The following is a 15,994-nucleotide window of genomic DNA, read 5'->3' as shown; positions in this document are numbered from 1 at the left end:
GTGCCCATGTTGATCGCCCTGTTCCCCGGAGACGGTATCGGCCCGGAAATCGTCGCGCAGGCAAAGCGCGTGCTGGATGCGCTGGCGATCGAGGGCATGACCTATGAGGAAGGGCTGGTCGGCGGGGCTGCGTACAAGGCCGCCGGGCATCCGCTGCCGCCGGAGACGCTGGAGCTGGCGAAGCGGGCGGATGCGATCCTGTTCGGCGCGGTCGGCGATCCGAGCTGCGACTCGCTGGAGCGGCATTTGCGGCCGGAGCAGGCGATCCTTGGACTTCGCAAGGAATTGGGGCTGTTTTCCAATCTGCGTCCGGCGAAGGTCTTTCCTGAGCTGGCGGGTGAATCCGCGTTGAAACCCGAAGTGGCGGGCGCCATCGACCTGCTGATCGTGCGGGAGACGAATGGCGACGTCTATTTCGGGGAAAAGGGCTTTCGCAAGACGGCCGACGGGCTGCGCGAAGGCTATGACATCATGTCCTATAATGAGGCCGAGGTGCGCCGGATCGCCCATAGCGGGTTCCAGGCTGCGCGGGCGCGGCGGGGCAAGCTGTGCTCGGTGGACAAGGCCAATGTGCTGGAGACGAGCCAGCTCTGGCGCGACGTGGTGATCGAGGTTTCGGCGGACTATCCCGACGTGGCGCTGAGCCATATGTATGTCGACAATGCCGCGATGCAGCTGGTGCGCGATCCAGGCCAGTTCGACGTGATCGTGACCGGCAATCTGTTTGGCGACATTCTTTCGGATCAGGCGAGCATGTGCGTGGGGTCCATCGGGATGCTGGCTTCCGCGACGCTGAATGGCAGCGGGCAGGGGCTGTATGAGCCGATCCACGGCTCCGCGCCGGACATTGCCGGGCAGGGCAAGGCCAATCCGTTGGCGACGGTCCTGTCCGCCGCGATGATGCTGCGCTATTCGCTGGGGCTGAATGCCGAGGCCGACCGGATCGAGGCGGCAGTGGCGAAGGCTCTGGCCGGCGGGGCGCGCAGCCCCGATCTGGGCGGAACGATGAGCACGGTGGAGATGGGCGACGCGGTTCTCGCGGCGCTGGCTTGAGGATAGAGCGATGAAGCGCAAGAGCGGGCAGGACCCGGACATCACGAAGAACTGGAAGCCCGCGACGCTGGCGGTGCGCGGCGGCAGCGCGCGCACGGAATATGGCGAAACGTCCGAAGCCTTGTTCCTGACGAGCGGCTATTGCTACGACCGGGCGGAGGACGCGGCGGCGCGCTTTACCGGCGAGCAGCAGGGCATGACCTATTCGCGGCTCCAGAACCCGACCGTCGAAATGCTGGAAAAGCGCATCGCCCTGATCGAGGGGGCAGAGGCGTGCCGGGCCACCGCTTCGGGCATGGCGGCGATGACGGCGGCTTTGCTGTGCCAGCTTTCCGCAGGCGATCATGTGGTGGGCGGCAAGGCGCTGTTCGGATCGTGCCGCTGGCTGGTCGATACGCTGTTGCCCAGGTTCGGGATCGAGACGACCACAGTGGACGCCCGCGACAATGCGGCGTGGGAAAAGGCGATCCGGCCCAATACCAAGCTGTTCTTCTTCGAAACGCCCGCCAATCCGACGATGGATATCGCGGATCTGAAAGGCATTTGCGACATCGCGAAGGCGCATGGCATCGTGACGGTGGTGGATAACGCCTTCGCCACGCCCGCGCTGCAGCGGCCGATGGAGTTCGGCGCGGACGTGGTGGCCTATAGCGCGACCAAGATGATGGACGGGCAGGGCCGGGTGCTGGCGGGCGCGATCTGCGGCACGGAGGATTTCATCCTCAACACGTTGCTGCCCTTCCACCGCAACACCGGGCCGACGCTCTCCGCGTTCAATGCGTGGGTAGTGCTCAAGGGGCTGGAGACGCTGGACCTGCGTATCCGCAAGCAGAGCGAAAATGCGCTGAAGGTCGCGCGGTTCCTGGAGGAACGCCTGCCCAAGGTGCTGTATCCGGGGCTGGAGAGCCATCCCCAGCATGAACTGGCGATGCGGCAGATGGAGTTGGCGGGGCCGATCTTCTCACTTTATACCGGCGGCGGGCGCAAGGAAGCGCATGGCCTGCTCAATGCGCTGGAACTGGTCGACATCAGCAACAATATCGGCGATTCGCGATCGCTGATGACGCATCCGGCCTCTACCACCCATTATGGCATGGCCGAGGAGGCGCGGCTGGAAGTCGGCATTACCGAGGATATGCTGCGCCTGAATGTAGGCCTGGAACACCCCGACGACGTGATCGCCGATTTCGATCAGGCCTTGCGCGCGATAGGGCGTTGACGGGGCGGGGGATTAGAGCGCATTCGTGAAACCGTGAACGCACTTTTCCCCTTTCACGCCACAACGCGCGACATCACGGTCCATGTGGCCGTGACCTTCCTGCCCGAACAGTCCGAGCCGGACCGGGGGCGCTGGTTCTGGGCCTATCATATCCGCATCGAAAATGGCGGGGAGCAGCCGATCCAGCTCCTGACGCGGCATTGGGTCATCACGGATGGACGCGGCGGTCAGCACCGGGTCGATGGCGACGGCGTGGTGGGCGAGCAGCCCGTTGTGCAGCCGGGCCGTAGCTATGATTATGTGTCGGGCTGTCCGCTGGGCACGCCGACGGGCTCGATGAAGGGGCATTATCATATGATCGGAGCGGACGGCCACACGTTCGACGCGGCGATTCCCCATTTCGCGTTGATTGCGCCCGCGGTGGCCGAATGAAGCGCACGCATTTGCCGCTCAACGGCCTGCGCGTGCTGGATGCGGCGGCACGGCATCTGTCCTTCACCCGCGCGGCGGACGAACTGGCGGTGACGCCGGCGGCGGTCGGTCAGCAGATCCGCGCGCTGGAGGATATGCTGGGCGTCGTGCTGTTCCGCCGCACGCCCAAGGGGCTGGAGCTGACCCCGGAGACGGAGGCGGGGCTGGAGGCGCTGCGGGCCGGATTCCTGGAGTTCGAGGAGGCCGTGCGCGCCATTCAGGCGGGCCAGTCCAGTTCCTCGCTCACCATCGCAGCGCCACGCGACATCACGGCGAAATGGCTGCAAAAGCGGCTGGCGGCCTATGCGGCGAGCCAGCCCGACCTTAAATTCGCGCTGGTGGCGGCGGATGATGCGCTGGATTTCACCGAGGCCAATCTGGACCTTGCGCTGCGTCTGGCGGACGGGCCGGGCGAGCATGAAGGCATCAGGCTGGGCGAGGCGGTGTTCGTGACGGTGGAAGCCGCCGATGGCGGGCCGGCCGGACGGATCGAATGGCCGGGCTGCCCCCATGGAGACAAGCCCGCGTCGATCCGGGTCGCCGATGGCGGCCTGGCGATCGAGGCGGCGGCGAACGGCTTCGGACGCGCTTTCGTGCCGCTGTTGCTGGCGGAGGCGGACCTTGCCGCCGGGCGCGTGCGACAGGTGGGCGAGCGTAATGTTTCGTCCCTGTCCTATTGGCTGATCGCGCCGCTGCCCCAATGGCGGCAGAAGAAGGTCAAGGCGCTGGTCGAGGCGCTGGTGGGGTAGGCCTTTATGAAGGAGCCTGCGGATATTCCGGCACGCTTTCAGATGGCGTGGAATGGGCACGACATGGATGCCTTTGGCCTGTTGTTCCATCCCGACGCGACCTTTGTGAACAGGTTCGGCACTTATTGGCGCGGCGTGGAGCAGATCGTCGCGGGCCACAGGCGGGTGCACGACAGCATCTATCGCGATTCGACGCTGGAAAATGATGCGCCGGATGTCGATCCGATCTCCGATGACGCGGCGATCCTGCACTTCTGGTCGCGGCTGAACGCTGGTCAGGCGCATCCGGCGGGGCCGCATCGGATCGACACCATGATCCTGGCGGTGGCGACGCGCAGGGCGGGCGAGTGGCGGATTCAGGCGCTTGAGAATGTGACGCTCGTCAATCCGATGACGGGGGAGACGATCCTGCGTGGCTGAAGGCCGTCAGCGGGACGTTTCAGCCAGCAAATTGAGCGCGCGCGTCATCAGGGCGACGAAGCGGGGTTCGTCCAGCCGGGCGGCGGGGTTGTTCCATGATCCGGTTACGGCATACCATGTCCCGTCCCGTGCCTGCGTCAGGAAATTCATCGCCATCACGCCGGGTTCGGAGCCGCCCTTATAACCGAGATAGCGCCAGCGGGCGGCGTCGGCGGGGGCTATGCCGGGATTTACGGCCATGATGGGGAGGGCGTCGCCGCCATGCTGGCGGAGCCAGTCGAGCAGCGCGACCTCATCCTTTGGGGAGGCGAACCATTCGAGGCTGTCTATATGGGCCGGTGTTTCCGCTACGGAGCCGATGTCCACCGCTTTGGCGTCGAGGCGGGCCGCGTTGTCGCGGAGCAGGGCGCGGCGCTCATCAGGGGCGCCGCCCGCATAGCTTTGGCGCAGGGTGGCATTGGCGGGCATTTTGAGCGCGAACGCCTCAGCCGTGGTGAGGAGGGGAAGGGCCGCGTCTGTTTTTGCATGGCCGGTGCGGGGAAGGATGGCGTCGACTTTATCCCGGCCGAGCGCGAGGAGCAGTGTGTCGGCGGCGCTGTTGTCGCTTTCCGCTATCATGGCCGTGGCCAGGCTGTGGAGCGTCATGGGGGCATTCGCCGGATAGGCGAGGAGGCGGCCGGAAAAGCTCTTGTGGGAAAGGGGGATCACATCGCTCCAGCGACGATCGCCTGCTTCGACGGCGCGGGCGAGTTCGGCGAGGATGTAGAGCTTGAAGGAGGAGCCGGTCGCCATCTGCCGGTCCGGATCGCGGCTGGCGATCCATTGCGGGCCGCTGCCGGTCAGGCGGGCGATGGCGAAGGCGGTCTGACCGGGCAGGGCATCGATGTCGTTGATGATCTTGATCATGTTGTCGTCGGCCTGTCTCGCGCCGACGATCTGGAGGCCGATGACCCGGCCGGGCGGCTGCGGCGCAACGACCAGGGTGAAGCCGACCGTGGCGCGTTCGTAGCGGATTTCCACCTGACCGGCGGTGGGGCCGTTCTGGCGGACGGAACCGAGCGACAGGGGCCTCCCATATTGGCGGCGCAGGTCGGCGGTGAGGGCGCGCCACTGCTCCACGGGGACGGCGGTGAGGAAGAGATCGGAGAAGAAATCCTTCTCCGCCCCGTCGCTGACGAGCAGCGTCATTAACTGATCCGCGCGGGCCTGATAGGCGGGGGCGACCTGCGCGCGGGCGGCGAGGGGGGGCAACGCCAACAGGAGCAGGATCGCAAACCGTTTCACGCCATATCCTCGTTTTGGGACGCTCGTTCAGGAGTGCGTCGGGTAACGGATTGATTTTATGCGTCGATCGCCTCTTCGTCCACCGCCGCCGCATTTTCCTGAATGAAGGCGAAGCGATGCGCCGGGTTGTTGCCCATCAGGCGGTCGACCAGATCGCGAACCTGCTGACGGTCCTCATAATCGTCGGGCAGGGTGATGCGGATGAGGCTGCGGGTTTTGGGGTCCATGGTGGTTTCGCGGAGCTGGCCGGGATTCATTTCACCCAGGCCCTTGAAGCGGCTGACTTCCACCTTCTTGCCCTTGAATTCCTTCGCCAGCAGTTCCTCGCGATGGGCGTCGTCCTTCGCGTAGAGGCTCTTGCCGCCCGCGACGATGCGGTAAAGCGGCGGCTGGGCGAGGTAGAGATGGCCGCGCCGCACCAGTTCCGTCATCTCCTGAAAGAAGAAGGTCATGAGCAGGGTCGCGATATGCGCGCCGTCCACGTCCGCGTCGGTCATGATGACGATGCGGTCGTAGCGGAGATTGTCGGGGTTGCAATCCTTGCGCGTGCCGCAGCCCAGCGCGAGGATCATGTCGGCGATTTCCTGATTGGCGAGGATCTTGGCGGTGTTGGCCGATGCGACGTTCAGGATCTTGCCGCGCAGGGGGAGGATGGCCTGCGTCTTGCGGTCGCGGGCCTGTTTGGCGGAGCCGCCCGCGCTGTCGCCTTCCACCAGGAAGATTTCGGTGCCTTCGGGATCGTCGGTGGAACAATCGGTGAGCTTGCCGGGGAGGCGGAGTTTGCGGGCGGAGGTCGCGGTCTTGCGCTTGACCTCCTTCTCCTGCTTGCGCTTGAGGCGCTCGTCCATGCGGTCGAGGACATAGCCGAGCAGCGCCTTGCCGCGCTCCATATTGTCCGTCAGGAAATGGTCGAAATGGTCGCGCACGGCGTTTTCGACAAGGCGCGCGGCTTCGGGAGAGGTCAGGCGGTCTTTGGTCTGGCTCTGGAACTGGGGATCGCGGACGAAGACGGACAGCATGATTTCCGATGACGTCATGATGTCGTCGGCGGTGATATCCTTGCCCTTCTTCTGCCCCACGAGGTCGGCGAAGGCGCGGATGCCCTTGACCAGCGCGGCGCGCAGGCCCGCTTCATGAGTGCCGCCGTCCGGCGTCGGGATGGTGTTGCAATACCAGCTATAGCTGCCGTCCGACCAGAGCGGCCAGGCAACCGCCCATTCGACGCGGCCCGCGGTTTCGGGGAAATCCTGATTGCCGGAAAAGAACTGGCTGGTGGCGCATTCGCGGTCGCCGACCTGTTCCTTCAGATGATCGGCAAGGCCGCCGGGGAACTGGAATACCGCTTCGGGCGGGGTGTCGTCGGTGATGAGGTCCGGCGCGCATTTCCAGCGGATTTCGACGCCCGCGAACAGGTAGGCCTTTGACCGGGCGAGGCGGTAGAGGCGGGCGGGCTTGAATTTCTGTTCGCCGAAGATTTCGCTGTCGGGGATGAAGGTGACGGAGGTGCCGCGCCGGTTGGGGGCCGCGCCGACCTTTTCGAGGCCGCTGGTGGGCAGGCCCTGCGAGAAGCTCTGGCGATAGAGCTGCTTGTTGAGCGCGACCTCGACCACGGTGACGATGGAAAGCGCGTTCACCACGCTGATACCGACGCCGTGCAGGCCGCCGGACGTGGCATAGGCCTTGTCGGTGAACTTGCCGCCGGAATGGAGGGTGGTGAGGATCACCTCCAGCGCGGATTTGCCGGGGAATTTGGGATGCAGGTCGACCGGGATGCCGCGCCCGTTGTCGGTGATGGTGAGGCGGTTGCCCGGCTCCAGCGTCACCTCGATCCGGGTGGCGTGCCCCGCGACGGCTTCGTCCATGCTGTTGTCGAGCACTTCGGAGGCGAGGTGGTGAAGGGCGCGCTCATCCGTGCCGCCGATATACATGCCGGGCCGGCGGCGGACCGGCTCCAGCCCTTCGAGGACTTCGATGGTGGAGGCGTCGTAACCGGAGGAAGATGCGGGCTGGTTCGCGAACAGATCGGACATGGGAGATAGCTATCGGGCACGGAGGTTTGGCGCAAGCGTCGTGGTATTTTTGGCCAGGGATGGCATGCGTTCACACATGCGCGCCATGTCCTTCGACATGCCGCTTCGATAGGCTCGGCGGCTACTCAGGACGAACGGAGGATGGAAAGCGGCCAGTCTGCATATCCACCCACACCGGCCTCAAAGAAAAAGGGCCGGTTCCTGTTCGGAACCAGCCCTTCTGTTCGTGAAGCTCAGCGCACGCGCGGGCCGCCGAAGGGGAGCGGCGGGGGCGGGCGGCGAGTGCCGCGCGGCAGTTGCGCCTGATAGGCGCGGCCGCAATGATCGACGCAATAGGGGAAGCCGGGGTTCACCGCTTCACCGCAGAAATGGAAGTCCGGTTCGCCCGGATGGCCGAGCGGCCATTTGCAGATGCGCTCTGTCAGGTCGAGCAGCGATGTCTTGTCCGCGATTTCCGGGCTGGGCTTGGCGGGGACGAGACGGCGCGGCGGCGCGGGTGGAATGGGTGCCTGCTGGTCGCCCGGCCCTTGACGCAGAAAGCCGCCGGGGCCGACCGAAATGATGCGCGGCTGAGGCGCGGCGGGTTGCGACGGCGTGGCCGCTGCTGCGCCGGAGGGCGCGGGCGCCGGTGTCGCCGCAGCGCGCACGGGCGCGGGTTGCGGCGCGGGCGCGGCGGCGCGCGGCGCGGCTTCAGGCGCGGGAGCCGCAGCGGGCGCGGGTTTGCGCGGGGCAGCGGGCTTCTTCGGCGCTTCGTTCGCCTTCACCGGGGAAGGACGGGATTGCAGGCCCAGACGATGCGCCTTGCCGATCACCGCGTTGCGGCTGACGCCGCCCAGCTCTTCCGCGATCTGACTGGCGGTCAGGCCCTTTTCCCACATAGCCTTGAGCTGGTCGATGCGCTCGTCGGTCCAGGACAATGAAAAACTCCTCACATTCCAAGAATTGCACCCTATATGGGGCGCGAAGGCGCGGGTTCAAATCCGCGCACAACATCCTTGCGGGTTATCCGCCCAGCCGATAGTCGATCCAGTCATGAACGACCAGTCCAAAATTGCAGCCTCTGTCCCTGCCGCCGCGCCTTTTCACGAACCGGGCGTGATGGTCATCCGCAACGTGAACTGGGCGGGCACGCGCGCGCTCTACGCCAAGGAAGTGCGCCGCTTCATGAAGGTGCAGCTCCAGACGGTCTGGGCGCCCGCGGTCACGACGCTGATGTTCCTCGTCATCTTCACCCTCGCGCTGGGCGGGGCGGGGCGGCAGGTGCTGGGCGTGCCCTTTGCCGATTTCATCGCGCCGGGCCTTATCATCATGGGCATGATGAACAATGCCTTCGCGAACAGCAGCTTTTCCCTATTGGCGGGGAAGATGCAGGGAACGCTGGTCGATTATCTGATGCCGCCGCTGTCGAGTAGTGAATTGTTGCTGGCGCTGGTGGGAGCGGCGGTAACGCGCGCTTTTGCCGTGGGTCTGGCGTTGTGGTGCGCGATGGCGCTGTGGCCGGGCGTGCATGTAACCCCGGCGCACCCCTGGGCGATCCTGTGGTTCGGGCTGATGGGCGCGGGGCTGACGGCCTTCATCGGCGTGCTGACGTCGATCTGGGCCGACAAGTTCGACCATGCCGCCGCGATCACCAATTTCGTGATCGGGCCGATGACGCTGCTGTCCGGCACCTTCTATTCGATCGACCGACTGGCGCCGGTGTTTCAGGCGATCAGTCACGCCAATCCGTTTTTCTATGCCATTTCGGGCTTCCGCTATGGCTTCGTTGCCGCAACCGACGGCGATGTGGTGGTGGGCAGCATCGTGCTGCTGGCGCTCAACATCGGTCTTGGGCTGCTGTGCTACGCGCTGCTCAAAAAGGGATGGAAGCTCAAGGCGTAAACGCCATCGTTACCTTTGTCTGCAAAGGGAGATGAAGCAGACAAAGGGATGATGATGAAGGTTGCGCTGGTTTTCGGGACTCGGCCCGAAGCGATCAAGCTGTTTCCGGTGATCCATGCGCTCAAGGCGCGGGCACATGTGGATATGCGCGTCATCGTGACGGCGCAGCATCGCGGTTTGCTGGATCAGGTGTTGGAGATTGCCGGGGTTACGGCCGACGTCGATCTGGACGTGATGACGCCCAATCAGACGCTGGACGGGCTGACGGCGAAGCTGATCGTGGAACTGGGCGCTGCTTTCGATGCGGAAAAGCCGGATCGGGTGGTCGTGCATGGCGACACGCTGACCACTATGGTTGCCAGCCTTGCAGCCTATTATCGCAAGATTCCGGTGGCCCATGTGGAAGCGGGGCTGCGGAGCGGGGACATTCATCATCCCTGGCCGGAAGAAGTGAACCGGCGCGTGGTTGCCTGCATCGCAGACATGAATTTCGCGCCGACCGACGCGGCGGCCGATGCGCTGCGGAAAGAAAATCGCGATGCGAAGGGCATCCATGTCACTGGCAATACGGTGATCGACGCGCTGCTCGCCACGCGGGAGCGGGTGCTGGCACAGCCGTCTCTGGCGGCGGGGCTGGATGGGCTGGCGGCGCGCTTTGCAGGCAAGCGGATCGTCGCCGTCACCAGCCACAGGCGGGAAAATTTCGGCGGCGGGATGGAATCGATTGCGCGGTCCATCGCCGATATTGCGGAGCGGCCCGATGTCGCGGTGATCTTTCCGGTGCATCCCAATCCCCATGTGCGCCCGGTCATGGATGCGGTGCTGGCGGATCTGCCCAATGTCGCGATGATCGAACCGCTGGACTATCCGCATTTCGTGCGATTGCTGGACATGTGCCATCTGGTGCTGACGGACAGCGGCGGGGTGCAGGAGGAAGCGCCTTCGCTGGGCAAGCCGGTGCTGGTGATGCGTGAGACGACCGAACGGCCCGAAGGCGTGGCGGCGGGCACGGCGAAGCTGGTGGGAACCGACCGGGCGGCCATCGTGCGGGAAGTGCTGACGCTGCTGGACGACGATGCGGCCTATGGCGCGATGGCGCGGGCGCATAATCCCTTCGGTGACGGCAAGGCGGCGGAGCGGATCGCCGGCATCATCGCGGCGGCATGAAACTGCCCCCCGCCCGCAAGGGATGGGGCGAGGGACATATCCATCTTGCTGTCGGGCAGAAGGACGCGCCGTCAGTGACATATGTGCAGCCGCAACGCATCCCCCAAAGGGCTATTCGCCGGTTAATTATTTTTAATCAAAATCAATATCAGGTCCGCAGGCAAGCGGTCGTTACCGAAATCTTCAGCATTTCCCGGCAGAAACGAAAGCGAAATCACAGGCTTTTCAGGATCGTTTCATGCCCGTCGACACCAAGCAGAAGGTTTCCGTCATTGGTCTTGGCTATATCGGCCTGCCTACCGCCGCGTTGATCGCGCGTGGAGGCGCACAGGTCGTGGGCGTGGATGTCAGCGCGCATGTCGTGGAAACCGTCAATTCGGGCCGTGTGCATATTGAGGAGGTCGATCTCGACGGACTGGTGCAGGGCGTGGTGTCGCGGGGTCATCTGCGCGCCAGTCTTGCAGTGGAGGCGAGCGACGTATTCATCATCGCGGTGCCCACGCCCGTGGCCGAAGACCGCGCGCCCGACATTTCCCATGTGCTCCAAGCGGCGCGGACGGTCGCGCCGGTATTGAAGGCGGGGGACGTGGTGATCCTCGAATCCACCTCTCCGGTAGGAACGACAGAGGCGATGCGTGACCTGTTCGCGCAGCTTCGGCCGGACCTCAAAATGCCCGGCCCCGGCGTTGCGGGCGACATCGCCATCGCCTATTGCCCCGAGCGCGTGCTGCCGGGACGCATATTGGTCGAACTCATCGACAACGACCGCTGCATTGGCGGTATCACGCCGCGCTGCGCGCGCAAGGCGCTGGCCTTTTACCGCCAGTTCGTGCGGGGGCAGTGCATCACCACCACCGCGCGCGCGGCCGAAATGGTGAAGCTGGTCGAGAACAGCTTTCGCGATGTGAACATCGCCTTCGCCAATGAACTGTCGGTGATCGCCGAGCGGATGGATATAGACGTGTGGGAGGTGATCCGCCTCGCCAACCGGCATCCGCGCGTCAATATCCTGCAACCCGGCCCCGGCGTGGGCGGCCATTGCATCGCGGTCGACCCCTGGTTCATCGTGCATGGCGACCCGGAAAATGCCCGGTTGATCCGAACCGCGCGCGAAGTGAATGATGGCAAGACCGACTATGTGGTCGCAAAGGCTTCCGACCTGATCGACGCATTTCCGGGCGAAACGGTCGCCTGCCTCGGCCTCGCCTTCAAGCCGAATATCGACGACTTCCGCGAAAGCCCGGCGGTCAAGGTCGCAGCGCGGCTGGCGCGGCGCTATGGGCGGCGGATCAGGCTGGTCGAACCCTATGCACAGGCGCTGCCCATGGAGTTTGCGGGCACCGGCGCGGAACTGATGGACCTCGATACGGCTCTGGAACAATGTGGCGTTTTCGTCATTCTTGTCGATCATGACATGTTCAAATCCGTCCCCGTGGACGAGCGCGCCGACAAGGCGGTTTACGATACGCGCGGCATCTGGCCGGACCAGCCGCGCCGGATTCCCGAGGCGGCCACAGGGCGCATCGCGATCTGACGGACGCGCCGCCGGCCATCGTCATGGATGCGCGTCCGGTCCGACCGGCGGTTGCCATGCGAGCAACGCGCCGCTAACCCCCAACCCCAGCCGTCCCTTTGCCGGGGCGGCGCTGGATAAAAAGGGGTGTCCGGGCGGATGCGGATGAAGCGGTCTTTCCACGGCAGGAGGCGAGTATGGGCCTGCGCCGCGCTTTGCGCGTTGGCGGCGGGCTGCTCCACGGTGGAGGATGCGCCGCGCGGCAAGGATGCCTATGCCGCCATTCCCGCGGCGCCCGCCGTCGGCATGGACTACCGGATCGCGCCCGACGATGTCCTTCGCATCAGCATCTATCACGAACCGGGCCTGTCGCTGGAAGATGCGCGGGTGACGGCGGCGGGCATGGTGCGGATGCCGCTGGTCGGCGACGTGTCCGTGGCCGGGCTGTCCGCGGGCGAGGCGTCGGATGTCATCGCCGGGCGGCTCGGGCAACGCTATCTGGTGTCGCCGCAGGTCACGGTGTTCGTGAAGCAGGCGACAGGGCGGCGGATCACCGTCGATGGCGAAGTGCGCGAACCGGGGCTGTTCCCCTTTGACGGGCGGCTGACGCTCAGCCAGGCGGTGGCGATGGCCAAGGGGCCGACACGGCTCGCCAGTCTGGGCCAGATCGTCGTGGTGCGAGAGGAACAGGGGCAGCGCAAGGCGGCGATGTTCAACCTCTCCGAAATCCGCAAGGGGGAAGCCGCCGACCCGGAAATCCTGCCGGGCGACATGGTGATCGTGGGCCTGTCCCGCGCCAAGGCGATATTGGGCGGCGCTTTGCTGGCCGCACCCGCTTTGGCGACGGGCTTCATCGCGCTGGACGGCAAATGAGGGAGATGCGCCGCATGATCGCCGAAGAGGACGCCATGCTCGCGCAGGAGGGGCGGCCCGCGCGCATGGTCGCGGCGGCGCGGCGAAGCTGGGCCATCGTCCGGCGGAATCGCGTGATCCTGTTCGTCACCATGGCGCTGTGCGTGCTGGCGGGCCTGATCTTCATCCTGATGGCGACGCCGGATTATCGCGCGACCGCATCGGTCGAGGTGGAAGATGTGCCAGCGGGCGCAGCGGGCGCGGGGGCAATGCAGCGGCCCAATGCGCCGGGCGACACCGAATCCCTGATGCAAACGCAACTGGAAGTGCTCCGCAGCCGCGCGCTGGCCGAAGAGGTGGCGCGCGAACTGGCTCTGGTCGGGGGGCGGACCTTCTTCGACGGGATGGATCGCAAGCGCCCTGAACAGGGTGCGGGATCGCTCAGCCAGCGTCAGGTCGAGCAGGAAACCGTCCTCAGTCTGCTGCGCGACAATCTGGATATAGACCTGCCCGGCAAGTCGCGGGTCATCCATATCAGCTTCACCAGCGCCAATCCGGTGCTGTCGGCGCGGGTGGCCAACAGCTACGCCGACAGCCTGATCCGCGCCGACCTGAAACGCGGATTCGAATCGGGCGTGCAGGCGCGGCGTTTCCTGCTCGGCGAACTGGACGGCGCGCGGCAGGACCTGGAACGGGCGGAGCGCGATCTGGCGGTTTATGCCGCGCGGGTGGGTGGCACGCCTGCGGCGGCCGATGGCGAGGGTGAGGGCGATGCCGCCGCGCCCACGCCGCAAGGGTCGGTCACGGCGCGGCTGGCGCAGCTCAACGCATTTCGCGCGCAGGCGGCGGCAGAGCGGATAGCGGCGGCGAAGAAATGGGAAAGCGCGCGCCTGTCCAGCGCCGAAACCCTGCCCGAAGTGCTGGGCAACGGCGCGATGCAGCAACTGATGGCCGAGCGTGCCGAAGCGCGGGCCGATCTGGTCCGGCAGCGGCAGTTCCGCAAGGACGATCATCCCGAAATGCGCGAAGCGCGGGCGCGGCTGGCGGCGCTGGACGACCAGGCGCAGGCGATGGCGAACACGATCCGCGCTTCGCTGAAGGAACAATATGACGTCGCGGTCCATGGCGAAAAGCAGATCGCGTCGGAGATCAAGGATCTGGAGCGGCAGGCGCAGGTAGAGCGTGGGCGCGACGTGCAGATCAGCATCATGGAGCGTTCGGTCGACACGTTCAGGCTGCTGCATGACAGCCTGTTGCAACGCTATCGCGACATGGCTTCGCAGGCCGGTTTCCAGGCGGGCCGCATTCAGCCGCTGGATCGCGCGGCGGTGCCTGCCCGTCCGTCGTCGCCCAATGTCGGCCGCACGATGCTGCTGGCTTCGCTGGGCGGGCTGTTGCTGGGACTGTTGCTGGTGGCGTTGCGCCATATGTTCGACGACGCCGTGACGTCAGGCGAGACGTTAAGCGAACGGGTCGGCCTGCCGATGCTGGGCGCTGTTCCGGTGACGGGCGACCGGGCGCAGCCGCAGGAGATTTTCAGCCCCATCGCTTCATCCTTGTTGCTGGCTTCGGTGGAAGGGCTGCCGCGCTCCATCCTTGTGACCAGCGCGCAGGAGGGGGAAGGCAAGTCGCTTACGCTCAACGCGCTGGCGCGGGCGCTGGCGGGGTTGGGGAAGAAGGTGCTGCTGGTCGATGCGGACATGCGCCGGCCGGTGCAGCATCGCCTGTTCGGGCTGGTTCCCGCTTTGGGCATCAGCGAGGTTATGACCGGGCAGGCGAGGGTGGAGGACGCCATCATGGAAACGGGCGTGGCGGGCCTGTCGATCCTGCCTTGCGCCGCCATTCCGCCCAATCCGGGCGAGTTGCTGGCGACTCCGGCTCTCGACGCGCTGATGAACCATGCGCGCGAGGCGTTCGATACGGTGCTGATCGATGCGCCGCCGATCCTTGGGCTTGCCGATGCGCCGCTGCTTGGCGCGAAGGCGCAGGCGACGGTGCTGGTGGTCGAATGGGGCCGCAACCATCATGGCGGGCTGCGGGTCGCTGTCGAGCGCCTGCGCCGGGCGGGAGGGAGCATCATCGGCGGCATCCTGACCAAGCAGCAGGGCCGCGCCTATGATTATGACTATCATCGGGGCGGATAGTGGCTGCGTTCAGAATGGGTGATCGGGTGATTTGCGGACACTCAAATCCATTCGCCCTGAATAGCCACTGAGCGAAGTCGAAGTGGCGTATCGAAGGACTGATGTCGTGCAGAACCCTTCGATACGGGTCTTCGACAAGCTCAGCCCCTGCTCAGGGCGAACGAGTGTCGGGAATGGCCGAAACCGGCCGTTCGTCTGAATAACGTTCGACCGCTCCCTTTCAGGCGCGGGTCATCAGGCCTTCCACCAAGCCCTCGAACAGGCGGCGGCCGTCAGTCTTGCCGTGAGCGGCTTCAATGACGCGTTCGGGGTGGGGCATCATGCCCAGCACATTGCCGCCTTCGTTGAGGATGCCCGCGATGTTGCGGGCCGAGCCGTTGACGCTTTCCGCATAGCGCAGCGCCACGCGGCCTTCGCCTTCAAGGCGATCGAGCGTTGCGGCGTCCGCGAAATAATTGCCGTCATGATGAGCGACCGGATACGTCACCGTTTCGCCCGCATCATAGCGGCTGGTGAAGGCGCTCTGGGCGTTTTCGACGGTCAGCGCCACGTCGCGGCAGACGAAATGGCCGCCCGCATTGCGGAGCAGCGCGCCGGGGAGCAGGCCGCTTTCGGTCAACACCTGAAAGCCGTTGCAGATGCCCAGCACATAGGCGCCGCGGTCCGCCGCCTTCGCCACCGCCTGCATGACCGGCGAGCGCGCGGCCATCGCGCCGGAGCGCAGATAGTCGCCATAGGAAAAGCCGCCGGGCACGCCGATCAGGTCGATGTCGGCGGGCAATTCGGTGTCGCGGTGCCACACCATTGCGGGCTTCGCGCCCGTAGCTGCCTCGAACGCCACCGCCAGATCACGGTCGCAGTTGCTGCCGGGGAAGACGATGACGGCGCTTTTCATGGCTCAGGCCACCTTTTCGATGCGGTAGTTTTCGATCACCGTATTGGCGAGCAACTTGCGGCACATGGCGTCGATATCCTCATCGCTGGTGCCATCGGCCAGGTCCAGTTCGATCAGCTTGCCGGCGCGCACTTCATTGACGCCGGCAAAGCCGAGCCCTTCGAGCGCATGATGGATCGCCCTGCCCTGCGGATCGAGGACACCGCCCTTGAGGGTGACGAAGATGCGGGCTTTCATGAGACAGGAAACTCCGTGGATGGCTTTCGCGATCCCCCTAGGCGCGAGAGGCCGCGCAGGCAAGAGGATATGCCGTTCC

General features: G+C 65.4%; 15 protein-coding genes. 10 read left to right on the top strand and 5 right to left on the bottom strand.

Annotated elements, in window-relative coordinates; genetic code table 11:
- Positions 1–6 precede the first annotated feature (6 nt).
- From leuB to ATN00_RS14510, 5 genes are read left to right on the top strand one after another with little or no spacing between them, the layout of a single operon-like run.
- Positions 7–1,053: a 3-isopropylmalate dehydrogenase gene (leuB, locus tag ATN00_RS14530; RefSeq protein WP_021246779.1), complete on the top strand. Its 1,047-nt coding sequence runs from the start codon at positions 7–9 to the stop codon at positions 1,051–1,053.
- Between the two features lie 10 nt (positions 1,054–1,063).
- On the top strand, positions 1,064–2,272 hold the full coding sequence (locus ATN00_RS14525; RefSeq protein ID WP_062065981.1) for a trans-sulfuration enzyme family protein: 1,209 nt from the start codon (positions 1,064–1,066) through the stop codon (positions 2,270–2,272).
- A gap of 33 nt (positions 2,273–2,305) precedes the next feature.
- The gene (gene apaG / locus ATN00_RS14520; RefSeq protein WP_062065979.1) at positions 2,306–2,704 is read left to right on the top strand and encodes a Co2+/Mg2+ efflux protein ApaG; all 399 of its coding nucleotides are present in this window, start codon (positions 2,306–2,308) and stop codon (positions 2,702–2,704) included.
- On the top strand, positions 2,701–3,492 hold the full coding sequence (locus tag ATN00_RS14515; RefSeq protein WP_062065976.1) for a LysR family transcriptional regulator: 792 nt from the start codon (positions 2,701–2,703) through the stop codon (positions 3,490–3,492). Before apaG ends, ATN00_RS14515 begins: the two co-directional genes overlap by 4 nt.
- 6 nt (positions 3,493–3,498) lie before the next feature.
- Complete coding sequence (locus ATN00_RS14510) at positions 3,499–3,912, top strand: SgcJ/EcaC family oxidoreductase (protein ID WP_062065973.1); 414 nt, start codon at positions 3,499–3,501, stop codon at positions 3,910–3,912.
- A gap of 6 nt (positions 3,913–3,918) precedes the next feature.
- On the opposite strand, the gene ATN00_RS14505 is transcribed toward ATN00_RS14510, so the two are convergent.
- The 3 genes from ATN00_RS14505 to ATN00_RS14495 all read right to left on the bottom strand — a co-directional run bounded on the left by ATN00_RS14505 (position 3,919) and on the right by ATN00_RS14495 (position 8,143).
- Entirely contained in the window at positions 3,919–5,196 is a 1,278-nt protein-coding gene (locus ATN00_RS14505) for a serine hydrolase (RefSeq protein WP_062065970.1), read from the bottom strand.
- A gap of 56 nt (positions 5,197–5,252) precedes the next feature.
- Entirely contained in the window at positions 5,253–7,226 is a 1,974-nt protein-coding gene (gene parE / locus ATN00_RS14500; protein WP_062065967.1) for a DNA topoisomerase IV subunit B, read from the bottom strand.
- Between the two features lie 233 nt (positions 7,227–7,459).
- A complete protein-coding gene (locus ATN00_RS14495) occupies positions 7,460–8,143 on the bottom strand; it encodes a GcrA family cell cycle regulator (RefSeq protein WP_062065964.1) in 684 nt (227 codons plus the stop codon).
- A gap of 115 nt (positions 8,144–8,258) precedes the next feature.
- Between ATN00_RS14495 and ATN00_RS14490 the strand changes: the two genes are divergently transcribed.
- From ATN00_RS14490 to ATN00_RS14470, 5 genes are all read left to right on the top strand, one after another.
- On the top strand, positions 8,259–9,107 hold the full coding sequence (locus ATN00_RS14490; RefSeq protein WP_062065961.1) for an ABC transporter permease: 849 nt from the start codon (positions 8,259–8,261) through the stop codon (positions 9,105–9,107).
- A 54-nt stretch (positions 9,108–9,161) separates the two neighbouring features.
- The gene (wecB, locus tag ATN00_RS14485) at positions 9,162–10,274 is read left to right on the top strand and encodes a non-hydrolyzing UDP-N-acetylglucosamine 2-epimerase (protein WP_062068853.1); all 1,113 of its coding nucleotides are present in this window, start codon (positions 9,162–9,164) and stop codon (positions 10,272–10,274) included.
- 238 nt (positions 10,275–10,512) lie between these two features.
- Positions 10,513–11,808, top strand: coding sequence for a UDP-N-acetyl-D-mannosamine dehydrogenase (gene wecC, locus ATN00_RS14480; RefSeq protein ID WP_062065958.1), 1,296 nt, complete (start codon positions 10,513–10,515; stop codon positions 11,806–11,808).
- 138 nt (positions 11,809–11,946) lie between these two features.
- Positions 11,947–12,660, top strand: coding sequence for a polysaccharide biosynthesis/export family protein (locus ATN00_RS14475; RefSeq protein ID WP_062065955.1), 714 nt, complete (start codon positions 11,947–11,949; stop codon positions 12,658–12,660).
- A 14-nt stretch (positions 12,661–12,674) separates the two neighbouring features.
- Positions 12,675–14,783, top strand: a complete 2,109-nt coding sequence (locus ATN00_RS14470) for a GumC family protein (RefSeq protein WP_062068851.1) — start codon at positions 12,675–12,677, stop codon at positions 14,781–14,783.
- Between the two features lie 220 nt (positions 14,784–15,003).
- Here the strand turns inward: ATN00_RS14470 and purQ are convergent, their stop codons facing one another.
- Positions 15,004–15,678, bottom strand: a complete 675-nt coding sequence (gene purQ, locus ATN00_RS14465) for a phosphoribosylformylglycinamidine synthase subunit PurQ (protein ID WP_062065952.1) — start codon at positions 15,676–15,678, stop codon at positions 15,004–15,006.
- 3 nt (positions 15,679–15,681) lie between these two features.
- A complete protein-coding gene (gene purS, locus ATN00_RS14460) occupies positions 15,682–15,915 on the bottom strand; it encodes a phosphoribosylformylglycinamidine synthase subunit PurS (RefSeq protein WP_062065951.1) in 234 nt (77 codons plus the stop codon).
- Positions 15,916–15,994: the final 79 nt, after the last annotated feature.

Origin of the sequence: Sphingobium baderi, from assembly GCF_001456115.1 — a bacterium.
GTDB lineage: Bacteria > Pseudomonadota > Alphaproteobacteria > Sphingomonadales > Sphingomonadaceae > Sphingobium > Sphingobium baderi_A.
This window is presented reverse-complemented; position numbering and strand designations above follow the sequence as displayed.